Source organism: Faecalicatena contorta (genome assembly GCF_001404335.1).
Lineage (GTDB): Bacteria > Bacillota > Clostridia > Lachnospirales > Lachnospiraceae > Faecalicatena > Faecalicatena contortus_B.
Map to the genome: position 1 here is coordinate 1 of NZ_CYZU01000070.1, position 22,889 is coordinate 22,889.

Annotated in this window: 21 protein-coding genes; 6 read left to right on the forward strand and 15 right to left on the reverse strand. The window is 45.4% G+C overall.

The features are described 5' to 3' along the window. Positions 1-268, forward strand: a 268-nt coding sequence (locus tag ARB69_RS27500) for a hypothetical protein (RefSeq protein ID WP_207643124.1), incomplete at its 5' end; no start/stop codon positions are given. 460 nt (positions 269-728) lie between these two features. Here ARB69_RS27500 and ARB69_RS22745 read toward each other — a convergent pair. The 6 genes from ARB69_RS22745 to ARB69_RS22770 form a co-directional block, all read right to left on the reverse strand. Then, entirely contained in the window at positions 729-2,624 is a 1,896-nt protein-coding gene (locus tag ARB69_RS22745) for a S8 family peptidase (protein WP_083487183.1), read from the reverse strand. 35 nt (positions 2,625-2,659) lie between these two features. Then, complete coding sequence (locus ARB69_RS22750; protein WP_055155089.1) at positions 2,660-4,585, reverse strand: DUF5722 domain-containing protein; 1,926 nt, start codon at positions 4,583-4,585, stop codon at positions 2,660-2,662. A 114-nt stretch (positions 4,586-4,699) separates the two neighbouring features. Then, positions 4,700-5,776: an S-layer homology domain-containing protein gene (locus tag ARB69_RS22755; RefSeq protein ID WP_055155090.1), complete on the reverse strand. Its 1,077-nt coding sequence runs from the start codon at positions 5,774-5,776 to the stop codon at positions 4,700-4,702. A 25-nt stretch (positions 5,777-5,801) separates the two neighbouring features. After that, positions 5,802-7,796 (reverse strand): S-layer homology domain-containing protein, encoded by a 1,995-nt coding sequence (locus ARB69_RS22760; RefSeq protein WP_055155091.1) that lies wholly within the window; start codon positions 7,794-7,796, stop codon positions 5,802-5,804. Between the two features lie 337 nt (positions 7,797-8,133). Beyond that, positions 8,134-9,321 carry a glycosyltransferase gene (locus ARB69_RS22765; RefSeq protein WP_070102524.1) on the reverse strand — a complete coding sequence of 396 codons (1,188 nt, stop codon included), beginning with the start codon at positions 9,319-9,321 and terminating at the stop codon, positions 8,134-8,136. A gap of 41 nt (positions 9,322-9,362) precedes the next feature. Further along, positions 9,363-10,460: a polysaccharide pyruvyl transferase family protein gene (locus ARB69_RS22770; protein WP_055155092.1), complete on the reverse strand. Its 1,098-nt coding sequence runs from the start codon at positions 10,458-10,460 to the stop codon at positions 9,363-9,365. 187 nt (positions 10,461-10,647) lie between these two features. Here ARB69_RS22770 and ARB69_RS22775 point away from each other — a divergent pair, with 187 nt between their 5' ends. Beyond that, a complete protein-coding gene (locus ARB69_RS22775; RefSeq protein ID WP_055155093.1) occupies positions 10,648-12,210 on the forward strand; it encodes a glycosyltransferase family 39 protein in 1,563 nt (520 codons plus the stop codon). A gap of 47 nt (positions 12,211-12,257) precedes the next feature. On the opposite strand, the gene ARB69_RS22780 is transcribed toward ARB69_RS22775, so the two are convergent. Continuing rightward, positions 12,258-13,256 carry a dipeptidase gene (locus ARB69_RS22780; protein WP_083487185.1) on the reverse strand — a complete coding sequence of 333 codons (999 nt, stop codon included), beginning with the start codon at positions 13,254-13,256 and terminating at the stop codon, positions 12,258-12,260. Positions 13,257-13,527: 271 nt separating this feature from the next. Here ARB69_RS22780 and ARB69_RS22785 point away from each other — a divergent pair, with 271 nt between their 5' ends. The 3 genes from ARB69_RS22785 (at position 13,528) to ARB69_RS22795 (ending at position 14,902) form a co-directional block, all read left to right on the forward strand. Further along, positions 13,528-14,268, forward strand: coding sequence for a gamma-glutamyl-gamma-aminobutyrate hydrolase family protein (locus ARB69_RS22785; protein ID WP_050639902.1), 741 nt, complete (start codon positions 13,528-13,530; stop codon positions 14,266-14,268). Between the two features lie 181 nt (positions 14,269-14,449). Beyond that, a complete protein-coding gene (locus ARB69_RS22790; protein WP_050639901.1) occupies positions 14,450-14,632 on the forward strand; it encodes a hypothetical protein in 183 nt (60 codons plus the stop codon). Positions 14,633-14,644: 12 nt separating this feature from the next. Further along, complete coding sequence (locus tag ARB69_RS22795; protein ID WP_050639900.1) at positions 14,645-14,902, forward strand: spore coat protein; 258 nt, start codon at positions 14,645-14,647, stop codon at positions 14,900-14,902. A gap of 354 nt (positions 14,903-15,256) precedes the next feature. On the opposite strand, the gene ARB69_RS22800 is transcribed toward ARB69_RS22795, so the two are convergent. The 3 genes from ARB69_RS22800 to ARB69_RS22810 are packed head-to-tail and all read right to left on the reverse strand — an operon-like array spanning position 15,257 to position 18,268. Then, positions 15,257-16,279, reverse strand: coding sequence for a lysylphosphatidylglycerol synthase transmembrane domain-containing protein (locus tag ARB69_RS22800; RefSeq protein ID WP_055155094.1), 1,023 nt, complete (start codon positions 16,277-16,279; stop codon positions 15,257-15,259). A gap of 11 nt (positions 16,280-16,290) precedes the next feature. Then, on the reverse strand, positions 16,291-17,646 hold the full coding sequence (locus ARB69_RS22805; RefSeq protein WP_055155095.1) for a radical SAM protein: 1,356 nt from the start codon (positions 17,644-17,646) through the stop codon (positions 16,291-16,293). 46 nt (positions 17,647-17,692) lie between these two features. Next, positions 17,693-18,268: a manganese efflux pump MntP family protein gene (locus tag ARB69_RS22810; protein ID WP_055155096.1), complete on the reverse strand. Its 576-nt coding sequence runs from the start codon at positions 18,266-18,268 to the stop codon at positions 17,693-17,695. 208 nt (positions 18,269-18,476) lie between these two features. On the opposite strand from ARB69_RS22810, the gene ARB69_RS22815 reads away from it, so the two are divergent. Next, entirely contained in the window at positions 18,477-19,046 is a 570-nt protein-coding gene (locus tag ARB69_RS22815; RefSeq protein WP_050639896.1) for a TetR/AcrR family transcriptional regulator C-terminal domain-containing protein, read from the forward strand. A 12-nt stretch (positions 19,047-19,058) separates the two neighbouring features. On the opposite strand, the gene ARB69_RS22820 is transcribed toward ARB69_RS22815, so the two are convergent. From ARB69_RS22820 to ARB69_RS22840, 5 genes are all read right to left on the reverse strand, one after another. Further along, positions 19,059-19,868 carry a DUF6179 domain-containing protein gene (locus tag ARB69_RS22820; protein ID WP_055155097.1) on the reverse strand — a complete coding sequence of 270 codons (810 nt, stop codon included), beginning with the start codon at positions 19,866-19,868 and terminating at the stop codon, positions 19,059-19,061. A gap of 29 nt (positions 19,869-19,897) precedes the next feature. After that, complete coding sequence (locus tag ARB69_RS22825) at positions 19,898-20,440, reverse strand: DUF6323 family protein (protein WP_050639894.1); 543 nt, start codon at positions 20,438-20,440, stop codon at positions 19,898-19,900. A 170-nt stretch (positions 20,441-20,610) separates the two neighbouring features. Then, positions 20,611-20,853: a putative signal transducing protein gene (locus ARB69_RS22830; protein ID WP_050639893.1), complete on the reverse strand. Its 243-nt coding sequence runs from the start codon at positions 20,851-20,853 to the stop codon at positions 20,611-20,613. Between the two features lie 60 nt (positions 20,854-20,913). Beyond that, a complete protein-coding gene (locus ARB69_RS22835; RefSeq protein WP_050639892.1) occupies positions 20,914-21,465 on the reverse strand; it encodes a DUF3795 domain-containing protein in 552 nt (183 codons plus the stop codon). 32 nt (positions 21,466-21,497) lie between these two features. Next, the gene (locus ARB69_RS22840; RefSeq protein ID WP_050639891.1) at positions 21,498-22,694 is read right to left on the reverse strand and encodes a coenzyme F420-0:L-glutamate ligase; all 1,197 of its coding nucleotides are present in this window, start codon (positions 22,692-22,694) and stop codon (positions 21,498-21,500) included. Positions 22,695-22,889 lie beyond the last annotated feature (195 nt).

Consider the following 22,889-nt stretch of genomic DNA (forward strand, 5'->3'; position numbering starts at 1 on the left):
CCCGCGCTGGGTTCAGCAACAACTTGATTTGGAGATCAAGTTGTTCCCCGCCTATCCGGCATCGGCTGTTCAAGAATCACTAAGCGCACTCCAGCATTTCGAAACGGCATATACAGCCCCGGCACCTCCCCGGCCTCCCTGTCATAAAGCTGACTCATCCAATCGGCAGGAAAGCTCGCCAACCGGGTGGGATCCCGGACCAGGGCAGCGGATGTGGATTGGCTATGCGTGTCTTTTCATCTTCAAGATGCGTATTGAATTATTTTGATACCGGAACCGTATCCCCTTGCTTATGTACACCTACTGGGGATATAAAAGTCCCGCCAATACTATATCCATACGCTGCCCCCGTTTGAGGCCCCTTCTTAGAAACGAGCTTTTTCCTACCGGTCGGATGCACTAGCTCCATGAAGGGATAGCTGAAAACCTCCCGGAGAACATCCATGTCCTTTCAAAAACGCGGCCGCGGACCTTAGAAATTCTTGGTGGGAAACAGCCCTGAAAATGGAGAGATTTTTGGATTCCGAATCCAAAAATCAGCTGACCCATCGCGAGAAATCATCTATTTCTCGTGTTGTGTCAGTGGTGCTCCATTTTCAGGGCTGTTTCCCGCCTAGAATTTCTTAGGTCCGCGGCCGCGTTTTTGAAAGGACATGGATGTTCTCCGGGAGGCTTTCGGCGATCCCTTTATGGAGCGTCCCCATCCGTGCCGCGACTAAAGCCCGTCGCTAAATCCCGATTTTTTTTATAAACCGCATCATCATTGTCGCACAAGCCGCCCGGTCTGCAAATGCCGTCGGAGCCAGTGTTCCGTCTCCATTACCGGTAATAATGCCTTCTGCGTTGGCCCACTGCATTGCTTCTTCCGCAAAGGGGCTTACAGAACGGGCGTCCGGGAAATGAGAAAGACTGTTTTTGTTGGACGTATCAGCACCGAGGTATTGTACATAACGGTAAAGCAGGACGGCCATTTGTTCACGGGTGATGAGGTCTCCGGGGCCGAATGCTCCGTTTTCGTATCCTGTGATAATTCCACGGGCTGCAGCCCATGTTACTGCTTCTGAGTAAAACTGGCCGTCTGCCACATCCGGGAATCTGGCTGTGAACGGTATTTTATTTTCTCCTGATGCCCGATACAGAATTGTAGCAAACTGTGCCCGGCTCACTTTCTCAGACGCACCGAAGACTGTAGGCTCAAGGCCTGTCATGATTTTATTTTTGTACATATAGACGGCTGCATCGTAAAACCAGTCGTTTTTCTTTATATCGTTGTAAGGGAGCGGAACTTCCTCTTCACCTCCATAAATTGATGCTGCCCTTTCCACTGCCTTCTGCGCATTTACAATGCCTGCTCCTGTATAAATATCATAGCCTGGCGTCCCTATATCTGTGGCTGTATCTTGCAGTATTGTTCTTACTTCTTCTACAGAAAGCTCCGGATTTAGAGAACACATCATAGCGGCAACTCCCGCCACTTCCGGCGCTGCCATGGATGTTCCGTTCATATTTCCATAACTGCCGCCCTTAATTGTGCTCCAGATATTTACTCCAGGCGCTGATATGTCTTTTAGGGAACCATAGCAGGAACTACTTGCTTTTTGCATATTGTTGTCAACAGCAATTACACTGATTGTACTGTCATAATCCGAAGGAATTACGTTGATACTCCCGTTATCTCCAGTACCATAATTGCCTGCGGCACATATGATGATAATTCCTTCATCCGCAAGACTGCGGCACATTCTGCTAAGCAGATCATCATACAAACCGATTTCTGTCTTTCTCATACCCAGACTCAGATTTATCACCTTGGCCCCTGCATTTCTGGCATATTCCAATCCCTTTAGAACATACGACACACTCGTTTTCTGGTCCTGAGAAAATACATCTACCACCATCAGATCCACAACGGAATTGTCAAGAGCACTTCCGACACCGGCTATTCCCTCACCGTTGTTGGCCTGTGCCGCAATAATCCCGCTGACATGAGTCCCATGTCCTCCGCCGGAAGAATAGGCACCATTCTGATATCCATCTCCTTGAAGAGGTCCCATGGAACCGTTTGCATTCAATATCTCTCTGCTGTTGACAAGATCCAGCACGTTTTCTATATCCGGATGTACAATGTCTGCTCCTGTATCCAGAACTGCGACCTTTACTTTGCTGTGTTCTTTTTGATTGACAATCTCCCAGGCCTGAGGCACTCTGATCTGCTGCAGATAAGTCTGCCGCCCAAAATGACTGTCGTTTACCGTCGTGTCGTCGAAAAGCTCCAGCTCATAATTTGGTGATACAGCAACAACACGGTCGTCGGCAGCATATACCTCCATGGCCTCTTCCACAGATGAATCTTCTGCAACAGAAACTACCGCAATGTTTCCCTCTGCGGTTTCGGATATTAACTCAACCCCTTCATCCCCTTGTTCCTCAGCCATTACCTCAGCCTGGTCCTCTGAGACATCCTCCCTATACATAACGAGCACTTCACCCGGCACATAGGATGCGCCACCGGTTCCACTGCCTTCTGTATCTGTCCCATACACGGAAATTACACTGCTCAGGAACAGAATGGCTGTCATTAATACTAGACTTAAACCCCTTATTGTCTTCCTACATTTTGACATAGACTTCCCACTGCTTTCTCAATTCTGTTCATTTTTTACAATCCGGAATATCTCTGAATAATAGTTGCGCATACAGTCCTGCTGACCTGCCCCTGCGGATTCAGCTGACCGTTCGTCCCTTCACCCTGAATAATTCCTTCGCTCACAATCCACTGCATAGCTTCCGATGCAAATCCACTTACATTTTTTCCGTCACTGAATTTTCCCAGATCTGCCCTTCCGCCTGTATCCCTCCCCTTATATTGTGCGTAACGATATATCAGCGTTGCGAGCTGCTCTCTGGTAATATCATCGCCTGTGCCAAATAAATTATCGTGGCCATATCCTGTGATAATCCCATTACTGTTTGCCCAGCTGACCGGGATTGAGAAAAAGTAATGATCCGGTACATCGGCAAATTTATTGACGTATCCGTGCTGAGGGCTGCCCTCCATACGATAGAGTATCGTAGCGAACTGTCCTCTTCCAAGATTTTCTCCTGCACCAAAGTTAGTTTCATTTAATCCGGTCATCCACCCGGCATCGTTTACTGCTTTTACTGCACCCAGGTACCAGCTGTCATAAGATACGTCCCTGTACCCCATTCCGGGCATATCAAACCCCTTTACGATATCCTTCCATCTATGGATTCCAATTGTATCCAGACACTGGCTTGTTGCCCCGCCGTAAATATTCGTATCCATGTACTTAAAGACTTGGTATGCTTTCCTTCCCAGGATACCAAGCTGCAGGCCAAATTCATCCGGATGGTCCTCCCAGCTTCTGAAGATAACCGCATCGACCATATCATTAAACTGCCCTGCATAAAAAGTATACGCCAGGCTGGCCGCCTGATAGTCTTCTCCGCCCTTAGCATCAAACCCCTGCTCAGACAAAATAATCCGATGCTGTGAACCGTAAGTATTCTTCACGTAATCCGTCAGTACATTTAGATTAGCCGCGGTAACAAATTGTGCGTTCAAATTATTCGGTGTATATTTATTATTTCCCCATAACAGTTTCTCAGACTCAGTAAACTTATTGCTTGTCGGATCCATCACTACCGCATAAGGATGGAATGCAACACACCAGTTCACATCTGGCTGCAATACGTTTAGTTCTGCCGCGAATCTGTCAAGAAATTTTTTTGCTCCTATGCCTGTATAATTCCCATTATTATTCCAGCTTCTGTCCAGCGAAATGTATGCTTTTGCTTCTGCCTCACCTTGACGCTGTGCATTCCGTTCCTGCAGTGCATTATAAAGCAAAATGAAAGACTGCGCATATACTTTTGCATTGGTAGACAGGCTTAACGTACCGGTCCAGTTATAAGCGGAAGGCATGTTTACTTCATTTCCCAGTATCCAGTTTTCAATAAAACAGCCGGGCTGTCCGAACTTTTCAGCCAGAAAACCAAAAAGCGCACTCCATGTGTCTCTCGCTTCTTCGGTCTTTGTACTCAATGCATAAAAATTGTGGCCGCGCTCCGGGTTATAGACCAAGTCTTCCCATTCTTTCAGACCTCTGTCGTCCTGTACCAGTAGTACTGTCGTTACAGTAACCCCCTTTGCATTCAGGGCACGTACTGTCTTCTCAAATCCTTTCGAATAGTTGGAATTAAACATGTAAGTTTTTCCATTGTATGTATACTCCGTATCACCATTCGAGAGAAACTGGGTGATGCCCAGGTTCAGCAGGACATGCTTAACACCAACCTGCCCTTTTGCTCCGGACGACATCCACTCTGTCCCCTGAATCCCTTTTTTAGACCCCTCCATTTGCATAACCGCGCTGCTCCCGCTGTAAACCTCCATATCGGGTACATCGGGCACTTCTGCCTCACTGTCAATAACCGTAGAAGGATCCAGTCCCAGATAGGGCTTCTCAATCATCGGCTCTTCTGCTCTCACCTCAGATACGCCCATCCCCATCAACATCACGAATGCCAGAATTCCCGCGACTATTCTTTTTGCTTTCTTCATTAAAGCCTCCCCTTATTTCTGCCCTACTAAAATGAGGCGGCAATGCCGCCTTCCAGCGTATCGCTGCCTCATCTTAAATCATGTCTGTTTCATGTTCGATACTGATATGTCTTTCTACTGCTCTAATGCGAAAGCCTCTGCCTGGCTGTCAAATGTACCAATTGTGCTCATCATAAATCTGCTGATGATTGCAGAACACTCTGCTCTTCCGGCAGATCCCTGAGGATTCAGAGTACCATCGCCATTTCCGCTGATCAGTCCGCTTCCTACCGCCCACTTCATAGCATCAACAGCAAATGCGCTCACGTCTTTTCCATCCGGAAATGCACTTAAATCTCCGGCAGCTGACACGTCGAGTTCAGCAAATTTAGCATATCTGTACATCATAACTGCGATCTGTTCCCTGGTAATCTCATCGCCTGCTCCAAATTTGCCGTCCGCATATCCTGTAATAATGTTAACATCCTTATCGCTCGCCCACATCACGGGCTTTGTAAAGAATTCTCCATCCGGAACATCAGGGAATCTGTTTGCATCATATACAGCTTCCGGCATGTCTTCCATTCTCCAGAGTATGGTAGCAAACTGCGCACGGCTTACCTTTTCCCCTCCACCGAAGGTCGTTTCATTCATACCGGTCATGATATCCATTTTATACAGCATTGTTGCATAATTTACAAACCAGTCCTGACGTGTCACATCCGTATATGGCAGATCACCATATAATGCCATCTCTATCAACTCATAGCTGCCATCCTCCCTGAGGCTGATTGCCATAACAGCCATGCAGCTTTCCTTATTCCACGTAGATGGAAGGGTTCCGGAGAACTTCAGCTTAAGTTCACCTTTCGGTGCCAATTTTTCAGCGTTTGCAGCAACCGATGCGTCATTAGGATTAACTATGATTGCATTGTCTGCAGTCCACTGAAAGCTGCTCACGTCATCCTTTGGGTTAAGTGAAAAGATACCCAGTGCTAGATGCCCCGTTTCATAGGTAGTATCAGAAGTCCCATTTTCAACTTTTAAGTCAAATGTGACCTGCTTGTCCGCAGCTACTTCGCTTTCCGTTGTGATTGACATGCCCACTCTTCCGGCAGCCTTGGAATTGAAGCCTACGATCAGGACTCCAAACATCACTAGGGCAAATGCCAGCAGGGCATTTTTCATTGTTTTTTTCATAGTTACTTTCATACATTTCCTCCTTGTTTCTTTTGTCTTACAGTCCATACTTCTGCAAGAACCGCGTAATAATAGTTGCACAATGTGCACGGCTGGCATTTCCCTGTGGATTTAAGGTTCCCTGATCCCCCTGGATCAGTCCCGCGCCCACAGCCCACCTCATGGCTTCCTTGGAGAATCCGCTGACTTTGCCTGCATCCGGAAAACTGTTAAGATCAGCGCTGTCCTTAGTATTCAGCCCACAATATTTTGCGTACCGGTACATCAGCACCGCCATCTGCTCTCTTGTAATAAGATCTCCGGGGCCGAATGTCCCATTCTCATAACCGGTTATGACCTGATTACCATAGGCCCATAACACCGGAGATGTAAAGAAATAACCGTCCTGCACATCCGGGAATACATTGCTGTATGATACGGAAGGAGAACCGGCCATACGGTATAGAATTGTTGCAAACTGCGCGCGGCTTAAATCTTCTCCCGGCCCGAATCTAAATGTATCCATTCCGGTCATAATGCCACGGTCGTATACGAACTTCACATACTCGTAAAACCATGCGCTTCCATCCACATCCGTAAACCTGTCAACACCTGCCAGGTTTGTCCCCTTATTAACAATAACGATACTATCGGCCGCAACGTAACCATACATGCTGCTGAAATCGAATTTGCCTGAAGAAGTGTCTAATCCTGTTCGGGAACTGTTCAGCACACCATCGCTTATCACTTTGTAAAAGCCGTTTTGTGATGTATTATCTAAAATCAGCAGTGACGTGTTGGACTGAGTACCTGTTGAGTAAAGAACCGTAGAACCTGAATTGCTTTCGGCTCTTACCTGTACATTCTGATGGCTGTTAGCCATAGTATCTTTGATTGCAATTGTATATACATTCTGATCCTGATTTCCACCCGCCTCATCCAGGAACCAGGCCGCGGCTGCAGCCTTTTCTCCCCAGTACGGATCGGAAGCATACTTCACATTAATTCCGCTGGCCTTATTACCCAAAAAGCCGCCGAAATAGCGCCAGTCCTTGGGATTTAAATACCCTTTTGACATATAAGTTTCAGAAAATGCTTTAATACAAATATCTATACTTGCATAAGAAAATGCATCATCCGGATTAGAATCCACTGCATTTATTCCAAAAATATTATTCTTTGTGAGTGCCAGATTGCTGTTTCCCCACGCACTTTCATTTGCCGCGATTCCTGCCGTCAGCAGGCCGTTCACTCCATATGTATTCTGATGGCTTACCAAGGAAGGTCCAATTCCACGCATCTTAGACTCGGCTCTGGTCTCACTTGCAATCAGGGAATCCATAGACGCCGAAGAATAAGAACTGGAGCTTCTCATAGGCAGATACTGAAAGTAATTATAATAAGGGCTGCCTGGATTAATGGAACTGCTTCTGCTGTTGTTTTTATAATCATTCAACATTGCTGCAAATTTATCTGAAGCGTAAAAATAATGACCGTCATAACTATAATATGTACCGCCCTCCGCCAGGAAAGACGGGGCGCGACCACAACGGATACTGCCTGCATAATTACTGCTATTCAGATTTGTTGTAATTCTATGTACAAGCCATCCGCCTGATACAGTATAGTGACTCACCGACTTTGCCGATGATTTATTCAGCACCTGTACTTCACTTTTGTTTACTTCTCCTATCACGCCAGAAAGCATAAACTTTACTTTCCCGCCCGACTCTCCCAGATATGCGGCATCTGCGCCCGAAGCTCCATTGGTATAACCTGCATCTCCTGTACCAACTTCTGTAAAGTTTGTCACGTCATTCCCTTTAGTATTGAAATTCACAATCTTCTCATTGCTGTTGGCAAATGTTGTGATTTCCTCCTCCACCAGCCCTACTTCAGGTTCTATCTCATAGATGTTTCCCTCTTCATCCATACCTGTTATGGGTCGGCCTTCGTACTCCTCTGCCTGTGTATCAAATGAAACCCACATACCTGCAAATAGGCAGATACACAGACTTAATACACACAGCAGGGTCTTCCTCTGCTTTTTCATTTACGTATACTCCTCTCTGTCTTTTGTTACACTGTTGCTACAGATCAGGACCTGTCCCCTTTTCGGCCCATGCCATCAGTATAACGTATCTTCCTCTCATACGCAAGACCGAAATGCATACATAAATCACCTATAATTTTCCATATATTCAGATTATTCACTGCTTTTAGAGGTTAATTACAAATCAGTCCAGATAATACCAATTCGCTGTTTATCAGGCATTTATGACCTTGTATAGCCGGCCAGAAGCTACATCAAAATCGGCAGCGTGCAGTAAAACTGCACGCTGCCGACCATTTTTCTCCAAGCTCCTGCTTCGAGCTTTCTAATTATAACATTATTTATTCAATATTTTCCCTGCCGCGCGCAAAGGGGCAGTTACCTTCCAGCTCGTTGATTCCGCATATTCTTTGATCTCTTTTCTCTGCCGCTTGATCTCGGCCCGCAGTCTGTCGTTTTCTGCCTGAATCCGGGAACACTCTTCTGTTTTCCGGTGCAGTCTCTCATTCCACATTCTATCACAGAAAAGATGACCGCCCGTCATTTGATAAAAATCTTTGACCGTAAACTGATACTTCTCTTCAAGCAGCCGCACTGCATCCTGATTCCGTAATAATTCATGGAAACGTCTTATTCCCGCTGCCGGAACAGCCTGTTCTGAAAGTATAGGACGGCAGAGCAGAAAAGCCTTCTCACACTCCAGTTCCAGTTCTGTCTCTGAATCCGGGCATACAAAATCATTGCGAAAGGTATCACAGAAAAGCTTATCATCCATCCCGTCAAAAAAATGAGCACGGATATCCATATATTCGTTAAAAAATCTTGTATTGCTGATGTCCGAATGATTACTGTTATTTGTATTCTCCTTTCCTTTGCCCATAAACCTGCGCATGGCAAGGAGCCTCTCGGGCATTACGTATAGCGGATGTTTTTTAGCAATCCGAACCCAATAATCAAAATCATGAGACTGCATATATCCCAGGTCGAAATCTCCTGTTTCCCTCATAATCCCAGTCCGCATAAGCACAGAGGGATGTGACAGGCAGTTCCCCAGAAAATAAAAGGTGTGGAGACAGTCGCTCTGCCCCCTGAAACTTGCTTCAAACAATCCCACCATTTCCCTGCACTCTTCATTAATATTTCGTCCCGTTTCATCAATTAAATCAATCCATGAAAAGCAGATATCCCTATCCGGATTGGAGCGAAGAAAATCCATCTGCCGTTCCAGCTTATCCGGATACCAGATATCATCGCTGTCTATCCTTGCAAGAAATTCTCCCTTTACTTTTTGAAATCCATAATTCGTAGCGTAACAGATATGACGGTTTTTCTCCAGCTTGTATAACTCAATCCGCTCATCCTTGTAGCCCTCAATCACTCTGCAGGAACTGTCTGTGGAACCGTCATCCACAATAATGAACTGCATGTTCTGATAGCCCTGTCCCAAAACACTCTCAATTGTTTCCCCTATCGTATCCTCATGGTTATAGTTAACCATCAGTACACTCACTAACTCATTTCCCATTCCGTTCTCTCCATATAACTTCCGTATATTTATTTCCTGTTTCATCCCCTTAAAATATGATCCAATGCCCTAAACTGACCGGCCGCCTCTGCAATTAGATTCTCATTCTCAGAAGGTTTCAGCTTGTCCACTTTCCCTATCAGCTCCTCTACATCCGAATTCAGGTTGCCCAACTGCAGATAAAACGGGCATTCATTATCCTCCAGAGTATACTTTGTTTTCAGGTCATAAATGATTGGAAGAACCTTTTTTCCCATAAGCCATCCCAGTATAATGCTGTGGAATCGGGTCCCTATTACAATTTCAGATTCCGAAAAGCACTCTATGCATTCCTGGAGATTCTGGTCGTAACAGCATTCCGTAACCCGGTCTTTATCAGGATTAGCCATGATCTCTCGAATTTCCATTATGGCCTCTTCATCTCCCTGAAATCTGCAGAATGATATGAACTTAACCTCATACCCCCTTTCCAGGTATCCGTCTGCAAGTCTGGCAATAAATCTTTTATACGCCGTATCGTACTGGCTGATCCCCCATTTTCCATGACGGTTCTTCATATCAATAACCGAAAAAAGAACCTGATGCTTCTGCTTTTGCACAGCTGCAGCATGATAGTTAAAAACAACATCAGGTGCATATCTAACCTGCGGAAGTTCAGGAAACAGGCCAGCGGAATATCTGTCCCTGAAGCTGATACCCTTATACCTTATAAACAGTTTTCTGTAACTTTCCAGATACCGTTCATCTTCATAAGGGCCGAAATTTGCTCCAACTACAAAGATTCTTTTACTCCTGGCACAAAGCTCTGCATCCAGACGGTATGCGTCTGCAAAATCATCCTGATGCTGTACAAAAACAGATCCCCCGATATGGATCGTCGCATAAGATGATTTCAGCATCCATTTCCAAAATCCGCTGTCAGTATGCCTGACTCCGCCGGCAATCCGGTCTATTAGACGAACCCACCTGTCCTCTTGAGAGTAAACCGACAAATTGCGGATATCTTTAAAGCGCTCTTTGTAAGTGTGATCCGCACAAATTCTAAATTGAACTTTCGGATAACGCTCACACAATATCCGGATCATAAGATCGTCTCCCAGGTTACCCGCCGTATAGGCATGGATAAATACTTTTTTCATAAATTTTTGTCCCCATTTTCAAGTCTTATCATATTCAGTAAACCCGGCCTACTGATTTTTAATTATAACATTTACCGCTCTTCCAGGCAATCTCTCCTCGACAAAATTACCCGGCATGTTGCTTTTTTTTTACTGCTCCTTTATAATCTTCCCATAATGATAAAAGTAATTGAAGGAGTTTAAAAAAATGACTACTGCGCCTAAAAGCAAACGAACTACATTTTTTATCATGAGCCTCATCATACTTGCCGGAATTTGTGCCACAGTCTTTTCAGTTTCATTAAAAAAGGGCATGCATGTAGATGAGTATTACAGCTATGGGCTCAGTAATTATTCCGGAGATGACATCTTTATGCATGTAGATTTGGGAAAGACCTACGATGACCCTGCACAGCCATTTCTGGAATATATGGCTGTACAGCCGGGCAATGGTTTTTCATACGGGAATGTATGGAAAAAACAGAGTGCTGATGTACACCCTCCGTTTTATTACGTAATCCTCCATACCATATGCAGTCTTTTTCCGGCAAAATTCAGCATATGGTTTGCGGCTGTCATCAATATTGCCTTTTTTGGCGGCATTATATTCCTGACTTACCTTACGATGAAACGCCTGGCCATGCGGCGCACCACGGCTATGGCCGCCGCATTATTCTGTGCATTGGCAGGCGGCCTACTGCAGATCAATACATTTCTGCGTATGTATACGATGCTAATGTTTTATACTTCGCTTTTGACCTGGCTTCATGTGAAGTATTATGAAAATCAGCCATTACGCTTTTTTATTTATTATCCCCTAACCATACTCTCCGGCATGCTGACACATTATTACTTTTTTATCTTCCTTTTTTTACAGGGAATGTATTTTGGCATTTCGCTTCTTGTTCGGAGACACTGGAAATCCGCATTGCTCTATCTTGCGGAGACTCTGACTGCTATGGCTGCCGCCGTTATCATCTTCCCTGCTATGATCACACATATCTTCACCGGTTACCGCGGGAAAGAATCACTGGATAATCTGGCATCTTCCTCCGGTTATATTGACAGCCTCAGAGACTTATTACAAATTATAAACAAGAATCTGACCGGAAATATGCTCTATATTATCCTCCTTCTTTTTGTTGCCGCGCTCGTTTGCCGATTACATATAAATAGGAGGGCAGCTATAAAAAACAGATGCCTTTGGGGTATGCTTTTGATTCCCGGAGTCTGCTATTTTCTACTGGTTTCTAAGATTGCCGTTTACCATTATGACAGATATATCTCTCCGATATATCCCGTCTTAATACTGTTAATAAGCGGATTGATTGATTTAACAGTCCGTACATTCTTCAGAGATAAGAAGCTCCGTTTTACCGTTTCTGTTCTTTTGACCATGGGTTGTATATTCCTAAGCTATTGGGGATGCGACTGGACCTATTTTGAAAAACAAACAGCGCTGTCTGTTGAAACTGCAAAAGAATATGCCGGGCTGGACTGTATCATTGTCAATGATGGCGTGAATTTCTGGAACCATACGCTTTATTATGAAGCTATAAACTATAATACCCTGACATTCTTATCCTCTGCAGACTTAGATGTTTATACGGGTACGACGGTTTACCAAGATAAACCCGTGATTGTTTACATCATGAATATCCTGGAGAATCAGGAGGAACTGCTTCAGAATCTGTTGAAACAAAATCCTTCTTATTCCGGTTATACCCATATTACAGACAGCCATTATGCGAAAGGGTATCTGCTGCAATAACCATTTCCTTGGTGCATGTATTTCGGGGTGCTTATTGTATATAATTTTCACAAGGCATCCCGTATCACCCTAAGCGCATTCCCGGACATGATTTTATCGAGCTGGCGCTCAGTAACACCTCTCTTTTTCATGGCATCCCACACTGCCTCCATCTCGCGCACATGCCCGATCCACCCATCACGTGCCTTATTGTCAAACCCGTCAAAATCCGTTCCTATAGCAGCCACGTCTTCACCGCCGCAGCGTATCATATATACCGCATGGCGGGCAATATCATCTAATACAGCCTCATCTCTTCCGGTCAAAAACGCCGGATAAAAATTCAGCCCTGCCACACCGCCGTTTTCCGCAAGCGTACGGATCATATGGTCCGAGAGATTCCTTGGGTGGCCGCAGAGAGCTCTGGCATTGGAATGGGAGGCACAGACCGGTGTTTTGCTGATCCTTATGCAGTCCCAGAATCCACCGTCAGATAGATGAGACACATCTACAAGTATTCCAAGTTCATTCATCCGTTCCACAGTACGGCATCCAAGCTCTGTGAGTCCCTTCTCCATTATACTTTTATCGCGGGAATTCGGATACCCAAGGCAGTTCGGATGGTTCCAAGTCAGCGTAATCAGCCGAATTCCTTTATTGTAAAGCTCATCAATCCTTGAAAGATTACCATTAATTACTCCGCCTTCTTCGACCGTTTTTACGGCAGATATCACCCCATCCACAGAATTTGTTTCAATTTCCTCCGCAGAATGTGCAACTTTTATTTTGTCATTCTGCTCCTGCTCTAACCTGTCTGCCATGGCCAGTACCGCCAGATATGCGCGCTCCCATGCTTCCGATGAAATCGGCTCCGCCCCTCTTGTATGTACATCTTTATTTTCAAAGGATACTGCATTTACAAAGCATGCAAAGAACTGGGCCAGTGTGCCCGCACTTTCCATCCCTTCCACGTCAATGCTCAATTGATTCACAGCCAGACACTCCCCTTTGGGGGCATCCATCAGCCTGCTGATCGTATCACAATGCAGATCTATCAAACTCATCATTCACCATTCCCTTCACACTTAAAATATTTTCACATACACACGTCAAAATATACCCAAAGGCACACCGTAATTCATGTCCTGCGGACAGGCGTGCAGTAAACTGCACGATAAGGTATACCCAAGGGCATACCGTAACTAATGCCCTTCGGGCAGGCGTGCAGTAAAACTGCACGACAAGGTATATTTTACCACTTTTTTACATACTCTATAACCACTACTTTTGGCGGGCATTATCCTGCCTGAATTATCCTATGTTGAAAAAGGAGTGCTTATGAAACCGAAAATCGGAATCGTTGTCTGCGGCCTCATGGACGACAGGCAGTTTGTGACTAATACTTATATCCAGTCTGTCAGATACTCCGGCGGGCTGCCCTTTATCCTGCCTCTGATCAGGTCTGACCACGCAATACAGGAATATATTGCCTTTTGCGATGGATTTCTCTTTTGCGGCGGAAATGATATTACGCCGCTTTTATTTGGAGAAGAGCCAAAAAATGGAATCGGAAAGACCGATATTACGCTGGATTTATTTCAAATCCGGCTGATGAAAGCCGTTCTGACCACAAAGAAACCTGTCTTTTCCATCTGCCGGGGGATGCAAGTATACAATGTTGCCTGCGGCGGTACGATCTATCAGGATATCTCCCTGCAGCCCGGCCGGCCGCTCAACCATATGCAGCAGTCCTACTCGCGCGCAGAAGTCAGCCACAAAATCCAGGTTGAAAAAGGGACACAGCTCAGGAAATATATCGGCTCCCGCCTGGATGTCAACAGTTTCCACCATCAGACAGTTGGCATGCTGGGCAAAAATCTGACCGCATGTGCACATGCATCGGACAAAACCATTGAAGCCATCGAAATGCCCACGCATCCGTTTGCAATTGGCGTGCAATGGCATCCGGAGTGTATGTACCGCACGTCTCCTGAAATGCGCGAATTGTTTTCAGAATTTATCCTGCATGCAAGGCTCAGGCCGCCGGCACCGCTAGAACCGCAGTCCTTGAAAAAATAATACCATTTATGTCATATTTTAGTCTATCTCTAAAAAATTTTATTATTAAATGCTGTTTATAGAAATTTTTTTAACAGCAGTTTTTTTGTCAATATATACCGTAATAACCGGCCGAGTATAATTTTTCATGCCGCGGACATAATAAACTTCGAAAATATTATTTCTCAAAGGAGGTCAGATTATGTCCGAAATTTCTGTATTAGATCTGCAAAACTTACGTCACCTGATTGGCGGCTATGACACAACACACTGCAAAATGACTGATTATGCATCACAGGCTGAAGACCCTGAAGTTAAAAAACTTTTCCAGGATGCAGCTGAGTCTGCAATGAAAAACAAACAGGAACTGATGAAATTCTTATAAGAGGTGACGAATATGAATGAAAAAACAATGGTATCCGATGCCTTAGTCGGAGTAAACGGAGAACTGAAAATGTTCGGTGACATGATTCCACAGACTGAAAACAAGGAATTAAAACAATGCCTGAAACAGATCCGCAACGAATGCGAGATGTCTCAGGAGAAGCTTTATCAGGTAGCAAGAGAAAAAAGTTACTATGTACCTGCTCAAAAGGCATCCGAGCAGGAAGTCGAACACGTAAAATCAATCTTAACACAGCCTAAGACTTTTTAGGAGGGGACGCTGAATGAGAGACAGACAGGGGAACATTTGGGACTGTCTATGCCTTTCAATTTCTGTCCGTATGCTGAGAATCCGTAAGAGATAAAACAGGGAACATGAAGGGACTTGCCGCATTTGGTCCAAAATCATGATGATTTTGGACCAAATGCGGCAACAATATTTGATTTGGTAAATCAAATATTGCCCTTCATGCTCCCTGTTTTTTCTCATACGGATTCTAACAGCGCTCTCTATGGAGTCGGAAAAGGCATAAATACTCCCAAATGTTCGCCTGCCTGTCTCCCACTCAGCTGGGTGCATCCGGTTGGGAGGAACCCCTGTACGGGGAAAGCGGATTGGGGCTGGCTATGCAGGATTTTTTTTGCTGTGGGTTGTTGCTGCTACGATAGCTCCTAAAATAAAAGGCAGTATATACGTTGCGAAGCGGTAGATCAGCATTGCGGATGCGGATTGTGTTTTTCCTATTAGCGGGGTGAACAGGAGGACGAAGAGGAATTCTACGGCTCCTACGCCTCCGGGGGCGGGGATGACGCCTGACAGGGCGGTCATCATTGCGGCTGTGGCCATGTATAGCGAGAGTTCTGGGGAATTGAGCAGGTGGAAGATGGTGACGGGGATGAGATACCATGCGCTTAGTTTTAGGAAATTCAGGATAAACAGATTTAATAATAGTTTCTTGTTTTTTAGGAGACTGCGGGCCTCTGTACGCACGATGACTGCTTTTTCCTGCCATTTGGACAGGTCTTCTTTTTGTTTTTCTTTGTGGGTGAACTTTTCTGCAAGTTGGAATATTATACGGTGCAGCGGGGCACAGACGCAGGCTGTGATCAGGGCGGCAGCAGCTAATACGGCTAGTACCACACCTGCCGCCATGTAGTTTTTATATTCGCCGAAATATTGATTCATTGCACCATAGTTGCTTAGAAAACTAAAAAGAAAGTACAGGCAAATCGTGATCCGCTGGATCGTGTAGTTTATGGTGAAGATTCCCAGGCTTCTGGAGACCGGTATGCCTCTTCTGCTGACATAGTACATGCCCGCAGGGGCCGTTCCGCTCCCGAACGTAACCACTCTGAAAAAACTGTAATAGAAGGAACAGCCGATCCCCACGCTCCAGGGAGTATTCTCATCACAGGTGCGCAGCAGTTTTGTCAATGCACAGCCATCGCAGCAATTGTACAAAACGCTGAGTAAAAACACGCCTGTGACCACCTTAAAAGATGTTGTTTTCAGCTCGTTCCATATGCTCCCCCAGGAATCCTTCAGTGCCAGGAATGCGATCAGGAGAACTGCCGCCAGGAAAAGCAGCTTTCCAATGCGTTTCCATGAAAAATGAGTCTGCTCTTTCTTTTTATTTTCCTGCTTCAATGATACCCACCTTATTTCTCCCACAGCTCATCTGCTTTTTCTTTCCACTCCTTCGCGTACATCTCACATTTTCCGCAGAGATGCTCTACCGTCTCCGGGGACTGCATGTCAGTGGATCTGGCCCCGGTTTTATTCACCATTTCCATCAGTTTCTCCGGATTCTCCAGCATCGGGCATGGGCGGAGATGGTTTTCGTTGAATGGCTGCCCCTCTCTGTAGGCCATGAACAGCGGCTGTTGAAGCGCTTCTAAGAGGCTCACCTCTTTGATGTTTGCGCTAGAATAGTGGATAAATACGCATGGCTCCACATCTCCGTTTGGATTAATATGGCAGTAATTCCGTCCTCCTGCGATGCATCCCCCTACGTATTCGCCGTCATTTTGGAAGTCGAATGCAAAGATCGGCTTTCCGCCCTCTACCGCCCTGATTTCACGGATTCTGTGATATATGTACTCCCGCTGTTCCTTTGTCGGCAGAAGTTCCACTGCCGCGTCATTTCCAACCGGCATATAATGGAAATACCAGGCGTACCGGCATCCCTTTTCAATGATCATGTCCAGGAATTCATCGGATGTTACGGTCTCAATGTTCGCCCTTGTATAACAGATCGAGGTTCCGAATATCTGGCCGTGCGCCTTTAGTTTATCCATTGCCTCCATAACCTGGTTAAATACGCCGCTGCCTCTTCGACCATCATTTACCTCCTCGTAGCCTTCCAGGCTGATTGACAGGGAGAGATTCCCGACCCGGTCCATCTCTTCGCAAAACGCCTCGTCCACCAGTGTACCATTTGTAAATGCATGAAATGCACAGTCATTATGTTTTTCGCAGAGCCTGATGATATCTGCCTTCCTCACAAGAGGCTCCCCGCCGGTATACATATAAAAATAGATTCCGAGTTCTTTTCCCTGGGTAATAATACTGTCCAGATCCTCGTAAGTCAGGGACAGCGTATGCCCATATTCTGCGGCCCAACATCCTGTACATTTCAGATTGCAGGCGCTGGTTGGATCCAGCAGGATCAGCCACGGAATGTTGCATTGATATTTTTCCCTGCTCTCATGCATGATTTTCGTCCCGCTCAGCATGGCTTCGAATCCCAGGTTCATGGCCGTTGTCCGGATTACGTTCGGGCTTACTTCATCTAAAATCCGATTAACGTAAGTCATCCATTTTCCATCCTTGTCCCGGATGATCTTCCTTGCCGCTTCATAGCTTTTCGGAAGGAAGCGGTCTTTTGCAAAGCTTTCCGTCAGATCAACCATTTTCAAAAAACTTTTCTCTCTGTCTTTATTGATGTGCTTCATTGCGGAATCAATCACCTTGCCAAATGCTGCCCGCTCTGCCTGATGTCTTAATTTTCCCATTTCCCATTTCCTCCTTTTTCTTTCCCGTGTATCACTTATCTTTTCTTCATTTTATTCCCCTTATCAGCAATTCAATTCCGCCAATCAACAGAATGCATCCGCCCAGGGCCACTATTTTATTTTTCGACTGGCACCCCATCCAATATCCTGCATAAATACCGAGAATCACACTGGCAGCTGTCACAATTCCGATAATGAAGACTGTATCCGTCAGGTTGGTCCTGAACAGCCCAAACCCTATTCCTGCCAGAAATGCATCAACGCTTGTTATACACGCCCACACCGAAACCTGTTTCAGCTCAACGCCTTCCTCCTTGTGTTCTATGATCGTCTGAGGTCTTTTGCCCTTCAGGATCATATACATGCCAAGGCACGCAAAGATCAGAACAGAAATGTATTTCCAGTGGGCTGCGGCCTTCTCTGCCGATGCTTTCAAAAGCGGTATATTTGTGATCATATTTCCAAGCAAAAGGCTTGCCATCTGCCATACGGTAAAAACACAGCTTATTTTAATTAATGCAGATTTACGAATCTCAGGCATCATTGCGCCTTTGTAAAGTGCATATGCAAATACATCCAGGGATAATCCGATTGAAATTATCAGGATTTCAAAAAGTATCAATATCCTCCTCTCCTTCCCTTTCGTCTGCTTACTTTTATTTTATCAATGGTTTTGAAATTTCATAAGATGCAGACTTCCCTTGGTGTATTTTTATCAGAACAATTTTTCGGAAGTGTTACTTATAAGCTACAGATTTTCTAATTTGTAGCCCGCCGCTTCATTTTCTGACGATGAATATGTTATAATATCAGGAAAGGAGTGGAGTTTTATGGAAGATAAAAAGGAATTAACAAAGGATTTACTGACCTCATCATTCAAAGAACTCATCATGCAGGTACCCTTTGAAAAGATCACAATTAAAATGATAACAGACGGCGCGGGGGTCATCCGCCCGACATTTTATAAACATTTCCAGGATAAATACGAACTGATTGAGTGGGTTTTTGAAAAGAATATAAAAGAAAATATACAGGTGCTGATTGATAATAATATGGAAGAAGAAATGTTCCGGCTTCTATGCAGCTGCCTCGAAAAGGAAAGGGCCTTTTATAAAAAGCTGTACGCCATACAAGGCCCCAATTCCTTTGAGGAACTGATGTATCAATACGTATTTACTATATTTCTGGACTTGCTGAACAAATACCCGCTGAAATCTCCCGACAAGCTGGCTGCACTTTCTAAGGATGCCGTTGCGAGATTCTATGCTTTTGGCCTGACTGATTCCTTGAGGTACTGGATCATGCATGATACCGAGTATACTTCTGAACAGCTCAATGAAGCCTACCATTACATTATCCGATGTTCCATTCTGGATCTGCTTGAATATCCGGTACCATAGCCCCTGTCCCAATCAAAACCGGGCATGGTTCTTGATTCTAACGGACAGTTCCCGGGCGCAGTACCGGAACCTGCCTGCATATGATTCTTTCATAACAGCCTTTTCCAGCAGATCCAGCAGATGTGAGACCTGTCTCTCTATAGTCTCCGCCGGCATATCCAGAAAGTAACCCTCCGTTTCACTCTGGCCCTCCCCGTCCAGTTCCAGTTCAAAAAGAGGCCTTTCTGTGATCATGCAGGCCAGCGCACGAAACAGTACGGGAAGGCATATATTATCCAAATACAGCTCTTTGTAATCCGGGCAAGTGGATTCCAACAGATTTACGATGCCCGGCCTGTAAAAACTGCGGAGAAAGCGCTGCTCATATTCAATCTGACTTAGATAATCCAGGATCAAATCCACACCCTTTTTCCCGCACTCCATTTGAAGTACCGGATAGTCTAATGTCAGAATATGGTCCTGGGGATGAAATACCGGATCATACCAGGTAAAAAAAGCGGGCATACCGCTTGCAATCGTCTCCTTGTAATTTTTGCATCCATAGTCGTCAAAGCCTTCAATAATATGGTGATATATCTCCTTGGCGCGGCCGGTCTTCTCCAGTACAATCCGGTACCCGGCCTCATAGGAGGACGCAGCCCCTGCCCGCCGCCCCTGAAGCATATATTCCGCAGACTTTCCCGCCACTTCATTGATACAGTAAACGACTGCTCCCATAAGCTGTTCCGCCGTTTTATAGGAAACAGAAGAACTTTCCTTTGACGTATAGCGTTCGGCCAGTTTTGCCACAACGGGCAGTAATTCTTCCATCTCATTGTGCATCCGAGAACCTCCTTCCACTGCTTTCCCATTTACTCCCAGCACAATTCCCTAAGCGCCTGCAGATACAATTCTTTGTCCCAGCGGGGCACCTCATCGAACTGTTCATACTCTCCGTTTCCGCCGCTGGCCGTATATCCACGGTAGCCTGCACGGACCGCCGCGGTAAAGACTTCCAGGCATGTTTCCTCCAGATAGTCCAGATCTCCTGCACAGACTGTCTCGAACTGTTCTCTCATAAAGGTCAGAACCTCATCATCTGTCATCTGATCCAGCGCCGCATTTTTGAATTCATAAAAAATATCCTGGAGTCTCTCCAGACTGGACAGATAATTTTGCTGACTGATATACTGTGAATCACAGAATACATAAATCAATTGATCCAGTATTCCCCTCCCGAATTCCACCCTGCCATACTTTTTCAGGCTCTGATTCCGGCATTCTGCAAGCTCTTTGATATCTTCCTCCCTGAGCGCGAGTCCGAAGCGCTCCGTCTTCTGATTCATTGCGGACAATAATGCCAGTTCCTCTTTTCTATTTGCCAGTTCCAGAAGTTCTAAAATACTCGTTTCCATGACACCGCCCCTTTCACAATTGATTTTTCATTATAAGGCCGCGCTGCAAACTTTACAAGACTTGAAAAAATGCGCTTTTTGTGGTAATATAAGGATAGAAAATGAGGCGGAAATCAAATTTCCGCCTCATTTTTATTGGTTCCGCATATGCAGTTTAAACGGCAGATTGTTTACTCTTCCTCTGCCCCTTCTATTATATTCCAAATCAGTTCTCTGGCTGCTTCCACATCGCTCTCATCTGCAAAAATATCCTCGCCGAAGATGGAGTTTCCCGTATAGATATCCATGAGGCCTCCGCTGGCAATTCCCTGTCTGAACGCCTGGATATTATGCTGGCCCAAGATGTCCAGGATCATTTCTGCCTCTACCTTATCCCGTGCTGTACATACTTTTGTAACCTTCATTCCTTCCATACTGTTATCCTCCTTCTCGCACTGCAGATTCAGCTGCCGGCTACCGGTACGCGCTCTGCATTATTTTCCAGGCTTTTTTCTAAGCTTCAGAGAGATCTCCCTCCGGTCAGCCATGTTCTTAAACAGTTGTACTGCGATCGCCGCATTTTCCTTTAACGTGTTGTCTTCTTCCACGGCTCCCGATATCTGTTCCAGTACTGCTTTAATATCATCCAGTTCCAGAAGATTGACTGCCGTACAGAAAAAACTCTTCCTCCGCCCGTCATTGTAATTTTTTAATAAAAACCGTAAAATTTCTATTTTTTCATCGAGCACAGATCTATAATAGTCCATTCCCTGCTCTTTAGCACATGCAAAATCTTCTCTGCTGCGCTTTGGCACAAAAGAATCAAATTCCTCCTCCAGATATCTGTCACAGGGATATTCGCTGCACTGGCTGCAGTATTCTACATTCTCATGTTCCATGCTGCAGCGGATGATCTCACACGTGGGCCTTCCTTCTCCGCCGCAGCCGGTACAGTGTGACTCTTCACTAATATGATACATGGGGCACAGCCCGCAGTTTAATCCGCATAGAGAAAACTGGGGATAAGGTCTTCTGTATTTCTGCATCTAAACCTCCCTGCTATGACCGGATCAGTACGTTAGGATACATAATTATCGAAATATCCCTGCACGAGGATAACCGGCGTTCCCTTATCACCAGAACCGCTCGTCAGGTCACAAAGTGAGCCGATCAGATCTGTAAGCCGTCTTGGGGTTGTTCCCTGTGCCGCCATATCTCCCACCAGATCGTCTTTTTTCTCTTTGATGCGCTGTGAAATGGCATCTTTTAATTCCTGTCCGGATAAATCTCTGAAATCATTATCCGCCAGGTATTTTAACTTCACCTCATTCGGCGTACCTTCCAGCCCAGGAGTATTTGCAACGGACACGCATGGGTCTGCAAGCTCCCAGATCTTTCCGACAGGATCTTTGAACGCTCCGTCGCCGTATACCATCACTTCCACATGTTTCCCTGTTTTATCCAGAATACACTTTTGGATTTCCAGAATCAGCTCACCGCATTCCTTTGTCCGCGGGAATAACTTAACAGATTCCTCGGTGGATTTATTGGATCCAAGAAGCCCGTATTTTTCATTGCAGCCGCTTCCGTTCACCGGAGTGTTCAGCAGATCGTCCATGCCGCAGACAATCTCCGCACCGTTTTCTTTGAGCAGCCTCTTTGTTCTCTCACGGCTATGTATATCACAGTTAATTACCTTTTTGGTATACTTAAGAATCTCCTGCGGATGGTTGGCGAAGATAACCTCCACCTCTGCGCCTTCATTTCGGATTAAATCGCTGTAATACTGCACGTAGTCCACGCCCGTGAAACGGTGTTTGTTCTCACCGAACAGCTCTCTGTAGCGCTCCAGATCCAGGACATCACTGTAGGGATTCACGCCTGCCGCATCCAGCTTATCCTGGGATACCAGCTCGTTCCCCACTTCGTCTGACGGGTAACTCAGCATCAGCACAACTTTTTTCGCGCCTCTTGCCATTCCCTTCAGGCAGATAGAGAATCGATTCCTTGACAGAATAGGCAGAATAATTCCGATAGTCTCGCCTCCAAGCTTATTTTTTACATCCTCTGCTATGTTATCAACGGATGCATAGTTCCCCTGTGCTCTTGCCACTATGGATTCGGTGGCTGCAATAACATCTCTGTCATGGATCTCAAACCCTTCGCTCTCGGCAGCTAAAAGCACGCTGTCTACGATAATCTCTGCCAGATTATCTCCCTCGCGTATAATGGGACAGCGAATTCCTCTTGAAACAGTTCCAACTCTTCTTTCCATAATATAGTCACTCCTTATTTTTTCTTTTAACTTTTTTTATTTTATCATATTTTCATCAATTATACCATAAATAACAACATCTAAATCGGGATTTAGCGACGAGCTTTAGTTTCGGCGCGGATGGGGACGCTCCATAAAGGGATAGCCGAAAACCTCCCGGAGAACATCCATGTCCTTTCAAAAACGCGGCCGCGG

Coding starts and splice junctions, on each gene's coding strand:
- ARB69_RS22815 (WP_050639896.1), top strand. CDS start 18,477: ATGGAAGATAAAAAGGAATTAACAAAGGATTTACTGACCTCATCATTC.
- ARB69_RS22830 (WP_050639893.1), bottom strand. CDS start 20,853: ATGGAAGGAATGAAGGTTACAAAAGTATGTACAGCACGGGATAAGGTA.
- ARB69_RS22745 (WP_083487183.1), bottom strand. CDS start 2,624: ATGTCAAAATGTAGGAAGACAATAAGGGGTTTAAGTCTAGTATTAATG.
- ARB69_RS22780 (WP_083487185.1), bottom strand. CDS start 13,256: ATGATGAGTTTGATAGATCTGCATTGTGATACGATCAGCAGGCTGATG.
- ARB69_RS22770 (WP_055155092.1), bottom strand. CDS start 10,460: ATGAAAAAAGTATTTATCCATGCCTATACGGCGGGTAACCTGGGAGAC.
- ARB69_RS22760 (WP_055155091.1), bottom strand. CDS start 7,796: ATGAAAAAGCAGAGGAAGACCCTGCTGTGTGTATTAAGTCTGTGTATC.
- ARB69_RS22765 (WP_070102524.1), bottom strand. CDS start 9,321: ATGGGAAATGAGTTAGTGAGTGTACTGATGGTTAACTATAACCATGAG.
- ARB69_RS22790 (WP_050639901.1), top strand. CDS start 14,450: ATGTCCGAAATTTCTGTATTAGATCTGCAAAACTTACGTCACCTGATT.
- ARB69_RS22825 (WP_050639894.1), bottom strand. CDS start 20,440: ATGGAAACGAGTATTTTAGAACTTCTGGAACTGGCAAATAGAAAAGAG.
- ARB69_RS22750 (WP_055155089.1), bottom strand. CDS start 4,585: ATGAAGAAAGCAAAAAGAATAGTCGCGGGAATTCTGGCATTCGTGATG.
- ARB69_RS22840 (WP_050639891.1), bottom strand. CDS start 22,694: ATGGAAAGAAGAGTTGGAACTGTTTCAAGAGGAATTCGCTGTCCCATT.
- ARB69_RS22785 (WP_050639902.1), top strand. CDS start 13,528: ATGAAACCGAAAATCGGAATCGTTGTCTGCGGCCTCATGGACGACAGG.
- ARB69_RS22820 (WP_055155097.1), bottom strand. CDS start 19,868: ATGCACAATGAGATGGAAGAATTACTGCCCGTTGTGGCAAAACTGGCC.
- ARB69_RS22775 (WP_055155093.1), top strand. CDS start 10,648: ATGACTACTGCGCCTAAAAGCAAACGAACTACATTTTTTATCATGAGC.
- ARB69_RS22835 (WP_050639892.1), bottom strand. CDS start 21,465: ATGCAGAAATACAGAAGACCTTATCCCCAGTTTTCTCTATGCGGATTA.
- ARB69_RS22795 (WP_050639900.1), top strand. CDS start 14,645: ATGAATGAAAAAACAATGGTATCCGATGCCTTAGTCGGAGTAAACGGA.
- ARB69_RS22755 (WP_055155090.1), bottom strand. CDS start 5,776: ATGAAAGTAACTATGAAAAAAACAATGAAAAATGCCCTGCTGGCATTT.
- ARB69_RS22805 (WP_055155095.1), bottom strand. CDS start 17,646: ATGGGAAAATTAAGACATCAGGCAGAGCGGGCAGCATTTGGCAAGGTG.